Raw genomic sequence first — 15,549 nt, forward strand, 5'->3', positions numbered from 1 at the left:
TCATAACAGATAGAAGAATAATCCGAACAAATAGATAACAATAGTGGTTATCACTTAATTAGAGCTATATTTTGAAATAATGATGAAAAGTCACACGCCCAAAAATAAGCGTTTCAAATTTAAACAATTTTCCATTGACGGTGGACAAGCGGGAATGCCTGTCAGTACCGATGGGGTTCTATTAGGCGCGTGGGCTTTCACGCACCATCCCAAAACCATTCTCGATATTGGCACCGGTACTGGGTTATTGGCATTAATGTGCGCACAACGTTTTAGCGATACACAAATTACGGCCATCGATATCGATGCCTTTGCCTTTGAAGCGGCCCAATACAACAGTAATGCTTCTTCATGGGGGCAACGCATACAGGTTTTACAAGGTGATATTTTAGACACCTCTTTTACGCCGTCCTTTGATGCAATTATTTGTAACCCACCCTATTTCAACAGTGGTGAACTGTCTCATGATCCCAAGCGAGCTACTGCTAGGCACACCAATCAACTTGCTCATCACGCTTTATTAGTCAGAGCAAAAAGTCTTCTCAACGATGAGGGGCAAGCTTGTTTTATTTTGCCCGTGTATGAAGGGGAACAATTTATCGAGCAAGCACTCACGCTCGGCTGGCAGCTTAAGCGGTGCTGCACTGTACAACCCAGAGCACACAAACCCGCTCATCGGCTATTGATTGAACTAAGTTTAGCCTCGGCTTCTATGATTGATTCATCGTTGGTCATTCACTCATCAAGTGGTTATAGCGAAGCCTTTATTGCCCTAACTCAAGATTTTTATCTCAAGATGTAGAAATAACATGTGATCCTAATCACCAATCCCCCTATAATGTTCGACCTTAATTTTATAGCCAAATAAGCCTAACGGCTTGTGGAGTACTCACTGTGATCAAAACCTTTGCTGACCTCGATCTTGACCCTTGCATCATTGCGGCCATTGAAGATATGGGCTTTGAACGTCCCACCCAAGTTCAAGCTGAAGCGATCCCACAAGCCCTAGATGGTCGAGATATTCTTGCCTCTGCGCCAACGGGAACCGGTAAAACCGCTGCATTTGTTTTACCCGCGCTACAATATCTTTTAGATTTTCCGCGCAAGCGAGCCGGCCCTGCACGCGTCTTGATTCTGACCCCAACTCGTGAATTGGCGATGCAAGTGGCGGATCAAGCTCGTGAACTGGCGAAGAATACTCGCCTCAATATCGTCACCATCACCGGCGGCGTACAATATCAAGAGCACGCCGACATCTTAGCCAAAACGCAAGATATTGTGGTGGCAACGCCTGGTCGCTTGATGGAATACATTGAAGGCGAGCGTTTTGATTGTCGTGCGATTGAATGGCTTATTTTGGATGAAGCTGACCGCATGCTGGACATGGGCTTTGGCCCAATCGTCGATCGTCTCGCTGCGGAATGTCGCTGGCGTAAACAGACCTTGCTTTTCTCTGCAACACTGGAAGGTCATGGTGTGGAAGGTTTTACTGCCGATCTCTTAAAAGAACCAGCAACAATCAATGCCGATCCTTCTCGTCGTGAACGCAAAAAAATCACTCAATGGTATCACCGCGCCGATACCATGGTGCACAAAGTTGAGCTATTGAAGAAAATCCTCACCGAGCAAGCCGAACGTTCTATCGTGTTTATCAAAACTCGTGAGCGCTTAGCTGATTTGCGTACAGAGCTAGAAAAAGCGCAAATTCCTTGTGCTTGGATTCAAGGCGAAATGCCACAAGATCGTCGCAATAACGCCATTACGCGATTCCGTGAAGGCGCAGTCAACGTACTACTGGCAACCGACGTGGCCGCACGCGGTATTGACTTACCTGACGTAAGTCACGTGATCAACTTTGATATGCCACGTTCAGCGGATGTGTACTTACACCGCATAGGCCGTACGGCTCGTGCTGGTAAAAAAGGCAATGCGATCTCTTTGGTTGAAGCCCATGATCAAGTGATGATGGACCGCGTCGCGCGTTATGTCGATGAGGAGATCAAAGAGCGCTTCATTAAAGATATGCGCCCGCAGCACAAAAAGCCGGTATTCAAAAAGAAAAAGAAAACCGATGACAAAAAAGTCAAAGTGGTTTCGAAGAAGAAAGCGAACAAAAAGAAAAAATAGTGTTCCAATACCACCTATAAAAAAATGCCGATACTGAAATATCGGCATTTTTTATCTTTAACGTTTGAAGAGAGTATCACTCTCTTCAAACTCACCAAGGTTTAATGTTCGCGTGTCGCACGGAACTCCACTTCAGGAAAACGCTCTTTGGCCAGATTCAAATTGACCATAGTCGGCGCGATGTAAGTCAGGTTATCCCCACCATCCAGTGCGATGTTACTTTGGTTTTTGCGCTTAAACTCTTCGAATTTTTTATCATCTGCGCACTCAATCCAACGTGCTGTTGCAACGTTAACACCTTCGTAAATTGCCTCGACGTTGTATTCAGATTTTAAACGAGACACCACCACATCAAACTGCAGCACACCCACTGCACCCACAATCAAATCGTTATTTTGTAGTGGGCGGAAGACTTGAACCGCTCCCTCTTCCGACAACTGTACTAAACCTTTAAGCAGTTGCTTCTGCTTCAGTGGATCGCGCAAGCGAATACGACGGAACAGCTCAGGAGCAAAGTTAGGAATACCTGAGAATTTCAACGATTCACCTTGAGTAAAGGTATCACCAATCTGAATCGTTCCATGGTTATGCAAACCGATAATATCGCCAGCATAAGCATTTTCAGCACGAGAGCGATCGCCCGCCATAAAGGTAACTGCATCAGAAATACTCACTTGCTTACCAATACGCACGTGGTTCATTTTCATGCCTTGGGTATAAGTACCCGACACAATACGCATAAACGCAATACGATCGCGGTGTTTAGGATCCATGTTCGCTTGGATTTTAAACACAAAGCCTGAGAATTTCTCTTCCGTGGCTTCAACAATACGCTCATTAGCTTGACGTGGCATCGGCGCCGGAGCCCACTCAGTTAAACCATGCAGCATATGGTCCACACCAAAGTTACCTAATGCCGTTCCGAAGAAAACAGGGGTCAACTCACCTTTTAAAAACAGCTCTTGATCAAATTCATGAGAAGCACCCAATACCAATTCAAGCTCATCACGCAGCTGAGCGGCAAGGTCATCACCCACGGCCTTATCCAGATCAGGGTTGTTGAGGCCCTTAACAATGCGCTCTTCTTGAATAGTGTGGCCTTGGCCGGTCGCGTACAGAATCGTCTCATCACGGTGAATGTGGTACACGCCTTTAAACTCTTTACCACAACCCACTGGCCATGAAATCGGGGCGCAGGCAATCTTCAGCTCATTCTCCACTTCATCAAGCAATTCCATTGGGTCGCGGATCTCACGGTCCAATTTGTTCATGAAGGTTACAATCGGTGTATCACGTAAGCGAGTCACTTCCATCAGCTTACGAGTACGATCTTCAACACCTTTTGCTGCATCAATCACCATTAAGCACGAGTCAACCGCCGTCAATGTGCGGTAAGTATCTTCCGAGAAGTCTTCGTGCCCTGGAGTATCGAGCAAGTTAACCAAACAATGATTGTAAGGAAATTGCATCACAGAGGTCGTGACCGAAATACCACGCTCTTTTTCCATTTCCATCCAATCTGATTTAGCATGCTGGTTAGAGCCGCGCCCTTTTACCGTTCCCGCTTTTTGAATGGCATTCCCGAATAGCAGAACTTTTTCAGTAATGGTGGTTTTACCCGCATCCGGGTGCGAAATAATAGCGAAGGTTCTACGTTTAGAAACTTCACTCAAAAAAGGAGTATTTGACATGAAACAGGTCTTCTCAATATGCTGATATAAGGGAGAGCCGAAGCGCTTACGCTGATCAGCAGTTCGATTCAAATTTGCGCGGTATTCTCCCCTATATTTGATCTAGGAGCAACTTTCGTCGCTATACAAATCAACAAGAGAATGACGACCTTTCTATTTGTAATTAAATTATCAATAAATATGAGCTATAACTAAAAAGGGCGAAGAGAATAAGCGAGTATTATGCTGATAACCAAACAAAGAAATTCTCTGGCATTTAAACAAGCCAAAACAGTGTTCCTAGTCTCGGTGATCCTTGGGATAGGCTTTAGTTTGTATCATACTTTGCTCGACCTACACCATGAGCAAGCTCGCATTGAAGATCACTACCGTTTTAAACTGCTGCAAAATTATTCAAATGCCAGCCAGGCTGCTTATCACCTCAACAACTTATTAGCCAATCAAGTCGTCTCTAGCCTAATGGTTGACAATGCCATTTATCACGTTGAAATTATTGATGATTTTGGCGATACACTGGCAAAAAAAAGCAGAGAAATTCCAGCGCAGACGGCTTTTATTCGGCTCTTATCGAATTATCTGACACCTGAAATACCCATCTTTAAAACTGACTTGCATCAACCCAATTCGAGTGTGGTGGTAGGTAGCTTAAGTTTTTCCGTCAACGGCTCTTCCATTGCCAAAGAATTTATTGCAAAAACCACACGAGTATTGCTGTTTGATCTCTTTCGAAATGTGTTGCTGACTTCGATCCTTTTAGTCTTTTTTTACTACAAGCTGTCAAAACCCATCACCACGTTAATTTCGTGGGTTCGCTCATTGCAAAACAATCAACGTCCAACACAGCCGCCATTACAACAGCAAAAAAATGAGCTCAGTGAGTTAGCCGGTACTTTCTATACTTTATGGAAAGAGCGAGAGCTCGCGGATGCTAAACTTAACCAATTAGCCTACTACGACACGTTAACTGGCCTTGCTAATCGCAGCTTGCTGCTGCAACTGCTCACTGATGCCATTGATAACAGTATTCGCACCCACACTTCTGGTGTGTTGTTTTACCTTGATCTCGACCGTTTCAAAACGATCAATGATTCACTTGGACACACAACGGGGGATCATTTAATCAAAGCTATCGCCATGCGTATGGATGGCTGGCTTAAACACGATTACACCGCCGCACGCATCGGTGGCGATGAGTTTGCGGTGTTGATTCCTCATCTCTCTCGCCAACAAGCAGAGAAGGTAGCTCAGCAGCTTCTGGCTCTGATTTCCAACCCTTACTCGATTGATGACCACCAGCTTTATTGCACTGTGAGTATTGGTATCTCGATTTTTCCGTCAGTGGGCAAAACCAATATCGATGTCCTTAGACAAGCCGATACAGCGCTTTACCGCGCAAAAGCGAATGGACGCAATAAATACATGTTTTATGAGCCAGAAATGCAGGCTCAAGTCGAATCGTTTCTGGAAATTGAAAAAGGCCTCCATGAAGCCCTCAATACCCAACAGTTAGAACTCTATTACCAACCTCAAGTCGATGAGCGGCACAATATTGTCGGTGTGGAAGCCTTGATCCGCTGGAACCACCCAACCAAAGGTGTATTGCCACCGGGTGTGTTTATGACCATAGCAGAAGAAACGGGGCAAATTATTCCGATTGGAAACTGGATATTAGAGCAAGCGTGCTATCAATACGCCGCTTGGAAGCGCCAAGGAGTATTACCGCCCCATTTTCGCCGTTTAGCCATCAACATCAGTCCGTTGCAGTTTTCTCAAGATTCTTTTGTTGAACACATTAACCATGCAATGCAACAAGCAGGTATTACTGGTGAACATCTTGAATTGGAGATTACTGAAGGGCTATTACTGGAAAATGTAGAAAGTGCGATTCAAAAAATGGTGCAACTTAAAAAAAGTAAGCTGAGCATCTCGATTGATGATTTTGGCACTGGTTATTCATCACTGCGTTACCTCAAACTTTTATCGGTGGATGTGCTCAAAATCGATCGTTCTTTTGTCACTCAATTGCATCTAGATGAGAGTGACCAAGCAATTGTGGATACGATTATTATGATTGCGAAACGTTTAAATTTGGAGGTAATAGCCGAAGGTGTGGAAGAGTGCCAAGAACTCGAAACTCTCAAACAATTGGGTTGTGATCAGTTCCAAGGTTACTTATTTGATAAGCCGTTAACCGCTAAGGAAGTCGTCAAGCGTTTTGCAAGCCCATGCTATCAACTCAATGAACATCAAAAAGATAAGGCGCACCAGAAATAGTTCCGAGACGCCTGACCATGAAAAAACCTGAGTTTGCAAACAATCTGCTGATGGAAAATAAGCTACAAAAAATAGTAGCTCATGATGATCGCATCTTCTGATCCTTTCGGAGTGGGATAGTAGTTCACTCGACGATCGAGCTCATTAAAACCCAGCGATTCGTACAAGCTATAAGCGCGGATGTTACTTTCGCGAACTTCAAGCCACGCACTTTCAGCTTGCGCTTTTTCACAGTAAGTTAAGAAAAACTCCATCAACAATTTTCCGTAACCCTTACCTTGCTGCTGCGGATCTACTGCGATATTCAACAAAGTCACCTCTCCAACAATATTCTGTGCATAAAAATAACCGACAACTTTGCCATCAACCAACATAGCATGGTGGCATGCACCACGACTCGCCAAGTCGCGTACGAGTGATTCAGCCCAAGGGTAACTGTGAGCTTGCTGCTCAATGGACCAAATAGCATCAAGATAAGGAAGTGATAAAGGCACAACATCAATATTCATGGTTTTATGACTCATAAGAACAAATTTGCTGCCACAACGCCCGGCGCAGCTCGGTATTGCCATCTATCTCAACTAGCGGCGGTGACGTTAACACTTTCTGAGCCAACGGGCTTTCTTTCTTTTCACAGCCTGAAAACCACACCCATTCAATGCTGGAGCCTGTTAGTTGGCTAAGAGAGTGAGGCTCAAGATGACACGCCTGACTAATTTCGAGCCCCATACTCTTCAATACTCTTGAAAACAGCAATAGAGCACCTTGTTGCGGGTATTGGTGGGAAACGAGTAATAATCGGCACGCGATCGGCAGCGTCACCGGATCAGGTTGATAGCCAGCCAGCCGCTGTGGATGGATAAGCTCCCAACGCTGGATGCCCATTTCTTGTAAATATTGATTTTCGTGATGTGACATCTGTTTATGACCTCATTGAACATCGCAATCCTAACAAATCAGCGCCAAGACAGAAACCGTTAATCATCCAATGACTCAAGAGCTATGCCCAAACAACTTGAAGTTGCAGGTAGGTGGCAAGTGAATTCATCCCCATGAGCCTAGATAAACGATGTGATTGGGGTGAGCGAACGTAGCCAATACCACGGTAGCTTCAAATGAGAAGGGCATAAAAGTAAACAGGGAGCTCTGGGCTCCCTGTTTTGAATAGAAATACGGTGATTAAAGATCGTTGAACTCTGGGCAATATTCAATGAAACCCGCTCGTCCGCTCAATTCGCCGTCGACTAATGCAACGATCTGAAACGCGCCAGCTGGAACATCCCAACGACAACAAAAATCAGATTTCGCCGCCTCTTTAAAGCCAAAGCGTTGATAATAATCCGGGTCACCCAAAACCACACAAGCTGGATAATCGAACTCAGCCAAACAGATTAACCCCTCTTTTACCAACGAGGTGGCGACACCTTGATTTCGCCACTCTTTTTTCACGGCCAACGGTGCAAGCCCTTGCCAATTTAAGCCTTCACTATTGAGTAAGACCGGGCTAAACATCACATGACCAACGACTTCGCCGTCATCATCACAAGCCACCAAAGAGAGTGTCAAATGGCTGTTTTCCCTTAATGTCATGACCAAATTAGCTTCAGCATCTGTCTCAAAGGCTGATTTTAATAAGCGGTCAATCGCTAAGATATCCGCTGGCGCTTCAGTTCGAATAAGCATTCATTACCTCATTTTGTGTCACTGGCGATTGTACGCCCTTATGCACAAAATCTGCTAGCTGATTTATTAACATCTGGAACGGTTTTGGTAAAAGCTCTAGGTCAACACTGTCCATCAGATTCTTCACCTCTAACCCCAGTTCGGTATCCCCTTCAATGGAGAGTCGACGTTGAAAGAACAGCGTATCAGGATCTTCTTTTCGACCAGCAATCAACACCATATCATTTAGGTTACCGCTAAAGCTGACATCTTCCACTTCCGTCTTATCAGACACAACAAGTTGTTCCGCTTGATAGCTGATATACCAATTCAAATTCAAATCGCGAATTGAAACCTTTAACCATTTCCCATCAAGAAATTCAAAGTCACCTTCTTGCAAAGCCTCATGAAATATAGTTTTCAACCCTTCTAGCAAGGCTTTTTTTTGTACAACTTGCGGTAAGAAGTGGACTGGGGATCGCAAAATTGAAGCGGCGTTTTGAACTAGTTGAGTACGAATCTTGTGAATCACGAGCGTTATCCGTTACTTTGTAATGCAATAGTACCTAATCATAATGGATGTGGGGGTGCAAATTCCTGTGATGCATCAAAAAACGTACATTGTTTGAGAACCTTTTCTAGCTTAGTAATCAAAGTTATAGTTAATGTGTTACTTACGTTGTAACATCCTCATGAATATAAGTGCTCTGGAGAGTGGTAGTAGCTTGATGCCTTCGCAACATTTACAACATTGGTTTGCAAAAATCACGTCGAACAGTCCGTTCTTTTTTGCCATCTTGAACGACCAACATAACTATGTGATGGTCAATGAACGTTATTGTGATATTGCAGGGCTGAGCACAACCGAATTGGTTGGAATGAATGACTCACAAATTCTGGGTGAGCATTTCTACCGCCATCTCAAACCTTATTATGAACGGGCATTTCAAGGAGAAACGCTTGAGACCGAACTGACGCTTCACGAGATCGATTTAGAAACGAGTTTGCATTTCTCTTTATCACCTATCATGGGTGATAAAAAAGTCGAAAATATTGTGTTTCACGCCATCGACACCTCCGAAAAACAGATCCTCATTCGCTCATTAGAAGAGTCGGAAAATAAGTTTTCAACCTTGACTAGCTTGCTTCCCGATGGATTGTTGCTGGTCGATGACGACTGCATTATCTCTGCTAACCCCGCATCGGCTCGTTTACTCGGTTTTGAAAATACCTCAGAGCTTCTTGGTGAAGAGTTATCGCGCTTGTTTGTTGATGAAAAAAGTAAAACCGTATTCAGCTCTCCACTCAGCTTATTACTCGCAGGGGCGCCGTTGGTCTGCCTCACTGGGCCAAAGTGTGGCTTTGAACGTAAAGTTCAACTGCACGCTGGAGCCACTGTCGTGCTGGGCAACAGCTCACAACTGATTTTGATTCAAGATGCAGAAGATGCACCTAAGCAGTTGTCTTCGACTATGCATGCCGATATCCACATTGACTCTCTGACTAACTTGTATAACCGTTTTGGTTTCACTAAACGTTTAGAACAGTTCATTCAAAATGAAACACCCCTTGTGATGCTCTATTTAGACATTGATAACTTTAAAAACATCAATGACTCTTTAGGCCATCATATTGGCGATAAAGTCATTAAAGAGGTCTCAGCACGGCTGAAACGTTTACTACCGCAACAAGCGATTGTGGGCCACCTTGGCGGCGATGAATTTGGACTAATACTGCCTGATCCTGAAAATAGTCGCGCCGCTGAAATGTTGGCTGAACGCATCATTTCTTTGATTAACCAACCGTTTGATCTGCACCATTTCAGTAAACGCTTAGCCTGCTCCATAGGTAGTGTCGCCTACCCTGGTGACGGTAGCGATGCACGCGTATTGTTGCAAAACGCCGATACGGCGATGTATGAAGCCAAAGATCGTGGTAGAAACCGTCTGATTAAGTTCAACGATCAAATGAACAAAGAAGCGCGCATGCGCTTATGGCTTGAAATTGAACTGCAAAAAGCGCTGCAACAAAATGGCCTTGAAGTGTGGTATCAACCGAAAGTAAATGCTCGCGACTTCAGCATCAATGGTGCGGAAGCTTTGGTGCGCTGGAAACACCCTGTGGAAGGGTATATCAACCCGGGCGCTTTTATCCCTGTCGCGGAAAAAGCTGGGCTGATTGAACATTTAGGCCGAGTGGTGATGCGTGATGTCTTCTCGACCGTAAAACGCTGGAAGCTGCAAGGTATTTTACCAGGTCGCGTGGCGATCAATTTATCGCCCGAACAGTTTTGTAACCCGAAGCTGATTGATTATATGGAAAAACTGCTTCGTACCACGGAGCTTGATCCAAACTGCATCACATTTGAACTGACCGAAAGTGCCGTCATGAGCGACAGCGAACACACCTTGCAAATGTTAAATGCGATCAAAAAACTGGGATTTTCGCTCTCCATTGACGACTTTGGCACGGGGTACTCCTCGCTCTCTTATCTCGCTCGCTTCCCGATTGATGAACTTAAAATTGACCGCGCTTTCATAACGGATATCGACACACTTCCTAAACAAATCACCGTCATTGAAAACATCATCAATTTAGGAAAATCACTCAACTTAACGGTCGTTGCCGAAGGTGTGGAAACTCAACAACAAGCCACGCTACTCTCTAATCTCAACTGTAACTCAATTCAAGGTTTCCATTTTTATCGGCCACAACCGAGGCAGGAAGTCGAAGAGTTATTCGTTCAAAATCGTCGTCATCGTTCTACTCCCAAATAAGTAAATCTCGTTTATTCGCCCCAAACCTGCCTTACATCAAATTTGCTATTCATAATGCTTCATAAAATACCACTACTTTCCCTTAGATATCGTACGGATCAATGGAACTTTTATGTCCTGCAGGTAACCTGCCTGCTCTAAAAACAGCGATCGATTGTGGTGCAGATGCGGTTTATATCGGCTTCAAAGATGATACCAATGCTCGCCACTTTGCTGGCCTTAATTTCGCAGGTAAGAAGTTAGATAAAGCGGTGCAATATGTTCATGATCACCATAAAAAAATTCATGTCGCGTTAAATACCTTCGCCCACCCTAATGGCTTCGAGCGTTGGACTCACGCCGTCGATAATGCCGCCAGTTTAGGCGTGGATGCGTTGATCATCGCCGATATCGCGGTATTGGATTATGCCGCTAACCGATATCCAGATCTGGAACTGCATCTTTCTGTGCAAGCCTCCGCCACCAACGTCGCCGCTATCGAGTTTTATAAACAAAATTTCAATATAAAACGAGTGGTGTTACCACGAGTGCTATCAATCCATCAAGTCAAACAGCTCTCACGTAATATGATGAGTGACGTCGAGCTTGAAGTATTTGCCTTTGGCAGCTTATGTATTATGTCTGAAGGGCGCTGTTATCTCTCTTCCTATATGACGGGAGAATCACCCAATACTGTCGGAGCCTGTTCGCCCGCGAAGTATGTCCGCTGGCAAGAAACGGACTCAGGTTTGGAATCTCGCTTAAACGAAATTTTGATTGATAAATACGCAGCCGGAGAAAATGCAGGCTACCCAACCTTGTGCAAAGGTCGTTTTGAAGCGCAGATCGATGGGCAACCTAAACGCTACCACGCACTGGAAGAACCAACCAGTTTAAATACGTTATCACTATTACCAGAACTGTTTGCAGCCAACGTTGCTTCCGTCAAAATTGAAGGTCGCCAACGTAGCCCTGCATATGTGGAGCAAGTGACTAAAACCTGGCGAGCGGCGATTGATCGCTACCAAGCAAATCCACAAGCCTACCAAGTAGAAACGGCTTGGAATACCGCCTTAGCCAACGTTTCTGAAGGCACGCAAACGACACTCGGCGCGTACCATCGCCAATGGCAATAAGAGAATGGAGAAGAGAATGAAATATGCGCTGGGTCCTTTACTCTATTTCTGGCCCAAACAAGAGGTAGAAATTTTTTATCAACAGGCAATCAATAGCCCTGCTGATGTGATCTATTTGGGTGAATCGGTCTGCTCCAAGCGACGTGAGATAAAACCACAACACTGGTTTGAGATCGCCAAAGCGCTTTCACAAGCGGGTAAACAGGTTGTGATCTCAACCATGGCGCTACTGGAAGCGCCGAGCGAAATCAATGTGATGAAAAAGTATATTGAGAATGGCGATTTTGCGATTGAAGCCAATGACGTTTCGGCGATTCAACTCGCCAGTGAAAAACGCCTTCCTTTTGTGGTTGGGCCCGCCGTGAATGCTTACAACGCGCGCACACTGCAACTGTTCCTAAAGCAAGGGATGATCCGTTGGTGCATGCCTGTTGAACTCTCCCGTGATTGGCTAATCAATGTATTGCAACAATGTGATGAGCTTGGTATCAAAAACCAGTTTGAAGTAGAAGTTTTTAGCCACGGATACCTGCCACTGGCTTACTCCGCACGCTGCTTTACCGCACGGGCCGAAAACCGCGCGAAGGATGAATGTGAGACTTGTTGTATCAAGTATCCAACCGGAATTCAGGTTCACAGCCAAGAAGGCCAAGCGGTATTTAACCTCAACGGTATCCAAACCCAATCGGGCTATTGCTATAACCTTGCTAATGATTTGCCAAGCATGGCGGGATTGGTCGATGTCGTTCGTTTAAGCCCACTTGGTCTTGAGACATTCGAACATCTGTCGCAGTTCAAGGCCAATGAAAAAGGAGAGCATCCCTCCCCTTTAACCAATCACCAATGTAACGGCTATTGGCACCAATTACCGGGCCTAGCGATTCAACAAAGCTGAGCGTAGCCTCCCCCTAGAGACAAGGGGGAGGCTCTTGTTAAGCGAACACGGTTTGCTTTGCGTTATCACAAGGTAGTGCACGCAAATCTCGCCACAACATCAAACCCACCACCAAACTTAACGCAATATTGGAAATGGGGAAGGCAATCCACACACCAGTCACACCATATAACTTAGGTAACAAATACAAGAACGGTAGTTGGATCGCCATATTACCAATGGTGACAAACATCGCCTTACTGCCGCGATTGGTCGCTTGATAAAAGGCGGCGGCGACAACTAAAAATCCATCCAAAAACAGCGCGAACATATGCAGTTTTAAGCCCAGTACAGCGCTTGCCATCAATTGCGGGTCAGTTGAATTGAAGACCGCAACAACCTGAGTGGAAAACAAGTTCAGCAGCACCACAAAACCCAGCCCGCCAAGCACAGCAATGCTCATTGCAATTTTGAGCAGTTTTCTAATATGAAGATAGTTTTTGGCACCATAATTGAAGCTAACTAACGGCTGCATACCATTCGCGATGCCCTCTGCCGTTAAGTAATAAACCGTGACGATATAGCCTAATATCGCGTATGCCCCAACAAGTACTGCGCTGCCATAGTGAGCAAATAGACTGTTGTGCACCGCCACCATCATCGAACCGTAGGCATACATAAAAAAGCTTGAAGTACCAATCGCAACAATCTTAGGTAACAACGACCATTGCACCCTCATCACCGAGAGTGACAGCTGCAACTTGGCTCGCGTCGAAAAGAAATAGCCTATGCCCAATACAGTCACACTTAATTGTGCGAGTGCCGTTGCTATGGCGGCACCAGTAAGTTCCCAATGTAAAACGGCAATAAACAGATAATCAAAGAGAATATTGATTATCGCACCACTCACCATCAGCAATGTGGCTAAATTAGGGCTGTCGTCGTTTCGTAACAAGAAAGGCATCGCAATAGAGCCAAGCGTAAAGACACAAGCGATCACTAATACCTGCAAATATTGCAAGCCAAGTTCGTAGACTCGTCCTTCAACGCCTTGCCACGCAATGAAATCGTCCGCAAGAAACCATAGAATTGTCGCCACCACGGGAGCTAGCATCACAAGCAACAATAGGCCAGTAGCAAGCACTTGCTTGGCTGCCGCCATGTTCCCTTCACCTTGCTTGATCGAAGCCAGAGCACCAGTTCCTACGCCCACCAACATGCCAAGCCCTAAAATAAAGCCAATAATAGGCCACGCAACGTTAATGCCCGCCAATCCCTCAGCACCAACATAATGACCAATAAAAATACCATCCACCACTTGATACAAGCCATTGACTAACATAGCTGCCACGGTCGGAATGGTATAGCGCCAAAATTGGCGGTAAATTGAATTTTTCATAACAGACACCATAGTTAGCAAAGCTAACTATATAAGTAAATTAAAGTAATACTTTGGATAACAACATATTAAAACACAGTGCTTCTTCTTCCGAGAGATGCTTAGTCACTTGCTCTGCGACAACAGCGTACACTTTCGCTTCATCCGCTAAATGCTCACGCGCAGTATCGGTGAGAGAAACTCGGTAAGAACGCGCATCATCTTGGCATTGTGCCGTCTGAACTAACCCTTTATTTTTAAGCCTTTTAACCATATTTGATACCGATGGTTTACTCACTTCCATCTCATTAGCTAAATCAGTTAAGCGCAGTGGCAAAGAAGAGCTTTGAATCACTTTAAGGTAATCATATTCATTAAAGCTCAATTGTGAAATGGGATCAGCTTTGCTATACCGACGCCAGATTTTGGCACTAAAACGCTCTAATTTTTCTAAGTTAGCTTCTAGTTTCACTGTTTTTCAAATTAAAATGGTTATCAAGGCTAACTATTTTATGGATCTTTAGATCGTTAAGCAACAAAAAAGCCGCTGAAAAAGTCAGCGGCTTTAAGGAAAAGGATATAATAAGGTACTTATTGCTGAGACTCTGGCTGCTCAGCTTTCGCCTTAGCTAAATAGTCGGCTCTTACTTGCTGGAAAATTTTCCCCAATTCAAGATAAGCGTATCGATGCTCAACATATTCGTAGACGTTAAATGACAACGCAAGCTTGTACAAGGCGATCGCGTGCGCGTAATTTCCCTCTTGTTGATAACGCTTAGCGAGATAAAAATAGACCTCAGTTAAACGCTGTGCTTGTATCGCATTACCGCTGCCTTCTTCTAAGATCATCTTAAAAGCTTGCTCTTCCGATATCTCCTTAAGCGTTAACGCAACCAAGAGCCATCCCCATTGATCATCTCGAACTTTATAGCGATTGAAGAGATCCACACGTGCCTGCAAAGGCTCGCTTTCACTTTGAATAATATATAGCCACAATGCACGAAAGGGATCGCTAGGGTCATGTTGATAATGTGCACGAATCTCTTCCAGCGCAAGTTCTGTACGGTCGCCGTAATAAAGTGCGATGGCTCTGTTACGCTCAGCGTAAAAATTGTCAGGTTCAAGTTCTAATGTCGAATCAAATGCCTCATAAGCGGCATCAAACTCTGCAACTTGCGTGTAATACACGCCTAATAAATTAAAGATATCAGGCTGCGCCGGGTTAAGCGCGAGTGACTGCTCAAAATCTAAACGAGCTAAAGTGCGTAGCCCAACACTGTCGTAGTTGTTACCACGCTCATAAAACATTTTGGCCCGCACATCATCAGGCAGATCAGTACGTTGTAGCAGTTGCGTCAAACGCGCTATCTGAACTTGTTGCTGTAATGAAGACTGCAATGGCACTGCCATCGGAGGGTATACCCATTGACTTTGATTGTCATTTTGAGTTGACGCGCAGCCCGACATTATCAGTATCAAAGCACTCAATGCGGCCGTTGGAAACCATTTCACAAATAAAACTCCTGTGTACCCCAAAGCCCAAGATAAGTGGGTGTATCGCATTAATATAGGCATGAAAAAGGGAGCGAATAACGCTCCCTTTATATCATGCTTTATGTTGAAAAGGCGACTAAAGCGCCGTGCTTCTCAA

14 protein-coding genes are annotated in these 15,549 nt (G+C 44.7%); 6 read left to right on the forward strand and 8 right to left on the reverse strand.

The window, feature by feature from the left end:
- Window positions 1–79: 79 nt before the first annotated feature.
- Together AACQ42_RS07235 and srmB are read left to right on the forward strand one after the other, a co-directional pair.
- Entirely contained in the window at window positions 80–802 is a 723-nt protein-coding gene (locus AACQ42_RS07235) for a tRNA1(Val) (adenine(37)-N6)-methyltransferase (protein WP_094165855.1), read from the forward strand.
- A 92-nt stretch (window positions 803–894) separates the two neighbouring features.
- Window positions 895–2,127 carry an ATP-dependent RNA helicase SrmB gene (srmB, locus tag AACQ42_RS07240; RefSeq protein ID WP_017046308.1) on the forward strand — a complete coding sequence of 411 codons (1,233 nt, stop codon included), beginning with the start codon at window positions 895–897 and terminating at the stop codon, window positions 2,125–2,127.
- Between the two features lie 101 nt (window positions 2,128–2,228).
- Here srmB and prfC read toward each other — a convergent pair whose 3' ends face one another.
- Complete coding sequence (prfC, locus tag AACQ42_RS07245) at window positions 2,229–3,818, reverse strand: peptide chain release factor 3 (RefSeq protein ID WP_026028084.1); 1,590 nt, start codon at window positions 3,816–3,818, stop codon at window positions 2,229–2,231.
- A gap of 222 nt (window positions 3,819–4,040) precedes the next feature.
- Here prfC and AACQ42_RS07250 point away from each other — a divergent pair, with 222 nt between their 5' ends.
- Window positions 4,041–6,092, forward strand: a complete 2,052-nt coding sequence (locus tag AACQ42_RS07250; protein WP_013857605.1) for a putative bifunctional diguanylate cyclase/phosphodiesterase — start codon at window positions 4,041–4,043, stop codon at window positions 6,090–6,092.
- Between the two features lie 62 nt (window positions 6,093–6,154).
- On the opposite strand, the gene rimI is transcribed toward AACQ42_RS07250, so the two are convergent.
- The 4 genes from rimI to ubiT all read right to left on the reverse strand — a co-directional run bounded on the left by rimI (window position 6,155) and on the right by ubiT (window position 8,286).
- Window positions 6,155–6,601, reverse strand: a complete 447-nt coding sequence (gene rimI, locus AACQ42_RS07255) for a ribosomal protein S18-alanine N-acetyltransferase (protein ID WP_013857606.1) — start codon at window positions 6,599–6,601, stop codon at window positions 6,155–6,157.
- A gap of 4 nt (window positions 6,602–6,605) precedes the next feature.
- Window positions 6,606–7,010 carry a DNA polymerase III subunit psi gene (locus AACQ42_RS07260; protein ID WP_094165856.1) on the reverse strand — a complete coding sequence of 135 codons (405 nt, stop codon included), beginning with the start codon at window positions 7,008–7,010 and terminating at the stop codon, window positions 6,606–6,608.
- Between the two features lie 261 nt (window positions 7,011–7,271).
- Window positions 7,272–7,775 (reverse strand): GNAT family N-acetyltransferase, encoded by a 504-nt coding sequence (locus tag AACQ42_RS07265; protein WP_094165857.1) that lies wholly within the window; start codon window positions 7,773–7,775, stop codon window positions 7,272–7,274.
- A complete protein-coding gene (gene ubiT, locus AACQ42_RS07270; protein WP_010318913.1) occupies window positions 7,759–8,286 on the reverse strand; it encodes a ubiquinone anaerobic biosynthesis accessory factor UbiT in 528 nt (175 codons plus the stop codon). Before ubiT ends, AACQ42_RS07265 begins: the two co-directional genes overlap by 17 nt.
- Before the next feature lie 196 nt (window positions 8,287–8,482).
- On the opposite strand from ubiT, the gene AACQ42_RS07275 reads away from it, so the two are divergent.
- The 3 genes from AACQ42_RS07275 (at window position 8,483) to AACQ42_RS07285 (ending at window position 12,541) form a co-directional block, all read left to right on the forward strand.
- A complete protein-coding gene (locus AACQ42_RS07275) occupies window positions 8,483–10,531 on the forward strand; it encodes a bifunctional diguanylate cyclase/phosphodiesterase (RefSeq protein WP_026027438.1) in 2,049 nt (682 codons plus the stop codon).
- A gap of 101 nt (window positions 10,532–10,632) precedes the next feature.
- On the forward strand, window positions 10,633–11,646 hold the full coding sequence (gene ubiU, locus AACQ42_RS07280) for a ubiquinone anaerobic biosynthesis protein UbiU (protein WP_010318915.1): 1,014 nt from the start codon (window positions 10,633–10,635) through the stop codon (window positions 11,644–11,646).
- Window positions 11,647–11,662: 16 nt separating this feature from the next.
- Complete coding sequence (locus tag AACQ42_RS07285; protein ID WP_094165858.1) at window positions 11,663–12,541, forward strand: U32 family peptidase; 879 nt, start codon at window positions 11,663–11,665, stop codon at window positions 12,539–12,541.
- A 37-nt stretch (window positions 12,542–12,578) separates the two neighbouring features.
- Here the strand turns inward: AACQ42_RS07285 and AACQ42_RS07290 are convergent, their stop codons facing one another.
- The 3 genes from AACQ42_RS07290 to nlpI form a co-directional block, all read right to left on the reverse strand.
- Window positions 12,579–13,919 carry an MATE family efflux transporter gene (locus AACQ42_RS07290; RefSeq protein WP_026029105.1) on the reverse strand — a complete coding sequence of 447 codons (1,341 nt, stop codon included), beginning with the start codon at window positions 13,917–13,919 and terminating at the stop codon, window positions 12,579–12,581.
- 40 nt (window positions 13,920–13,959) lie between these two features.
- Window positions 13,960–14,370 carry a MarR family winged helix-turn-helix transcriptional regulator gene (locus AACQ42_RS07295; RefSeq protein WP_010318918.1) on the reverse strand — a complete coding sequence of 137 codons (411 nt, stop codon included), beginning with the start codon at window positions 14,368–14,370 and terminating at the stop codon, window positions 13,960–13,962.
- A 119-nt stretch (window positions 14,371–14,489) separates the two neighbouring features.
- Window positions 14,490–15,410, reverse strand: coding sequence for a lipoprotein NlpI (nlpI, locus tag AACQ42_RS07300; RefSeq protein WP_026029106.1), 921 nt, complete (start codon window positions 15,408–15,410; stop codon window positions 14,490–14,492).
- Between the last annotated feature and the right edge of the window lie 139 nt (window positions 15,411–15,549).

It is taken from the genome of Vibrio sp. V12_P9A6T4 (assembly GCF_963874835.1).
GTDB lineage: Bacteria > Pseudomonadota > Gammaproteobacteria > Enterobacterales > Vibrionaceae > Vibrio > Vibrio anguillarum.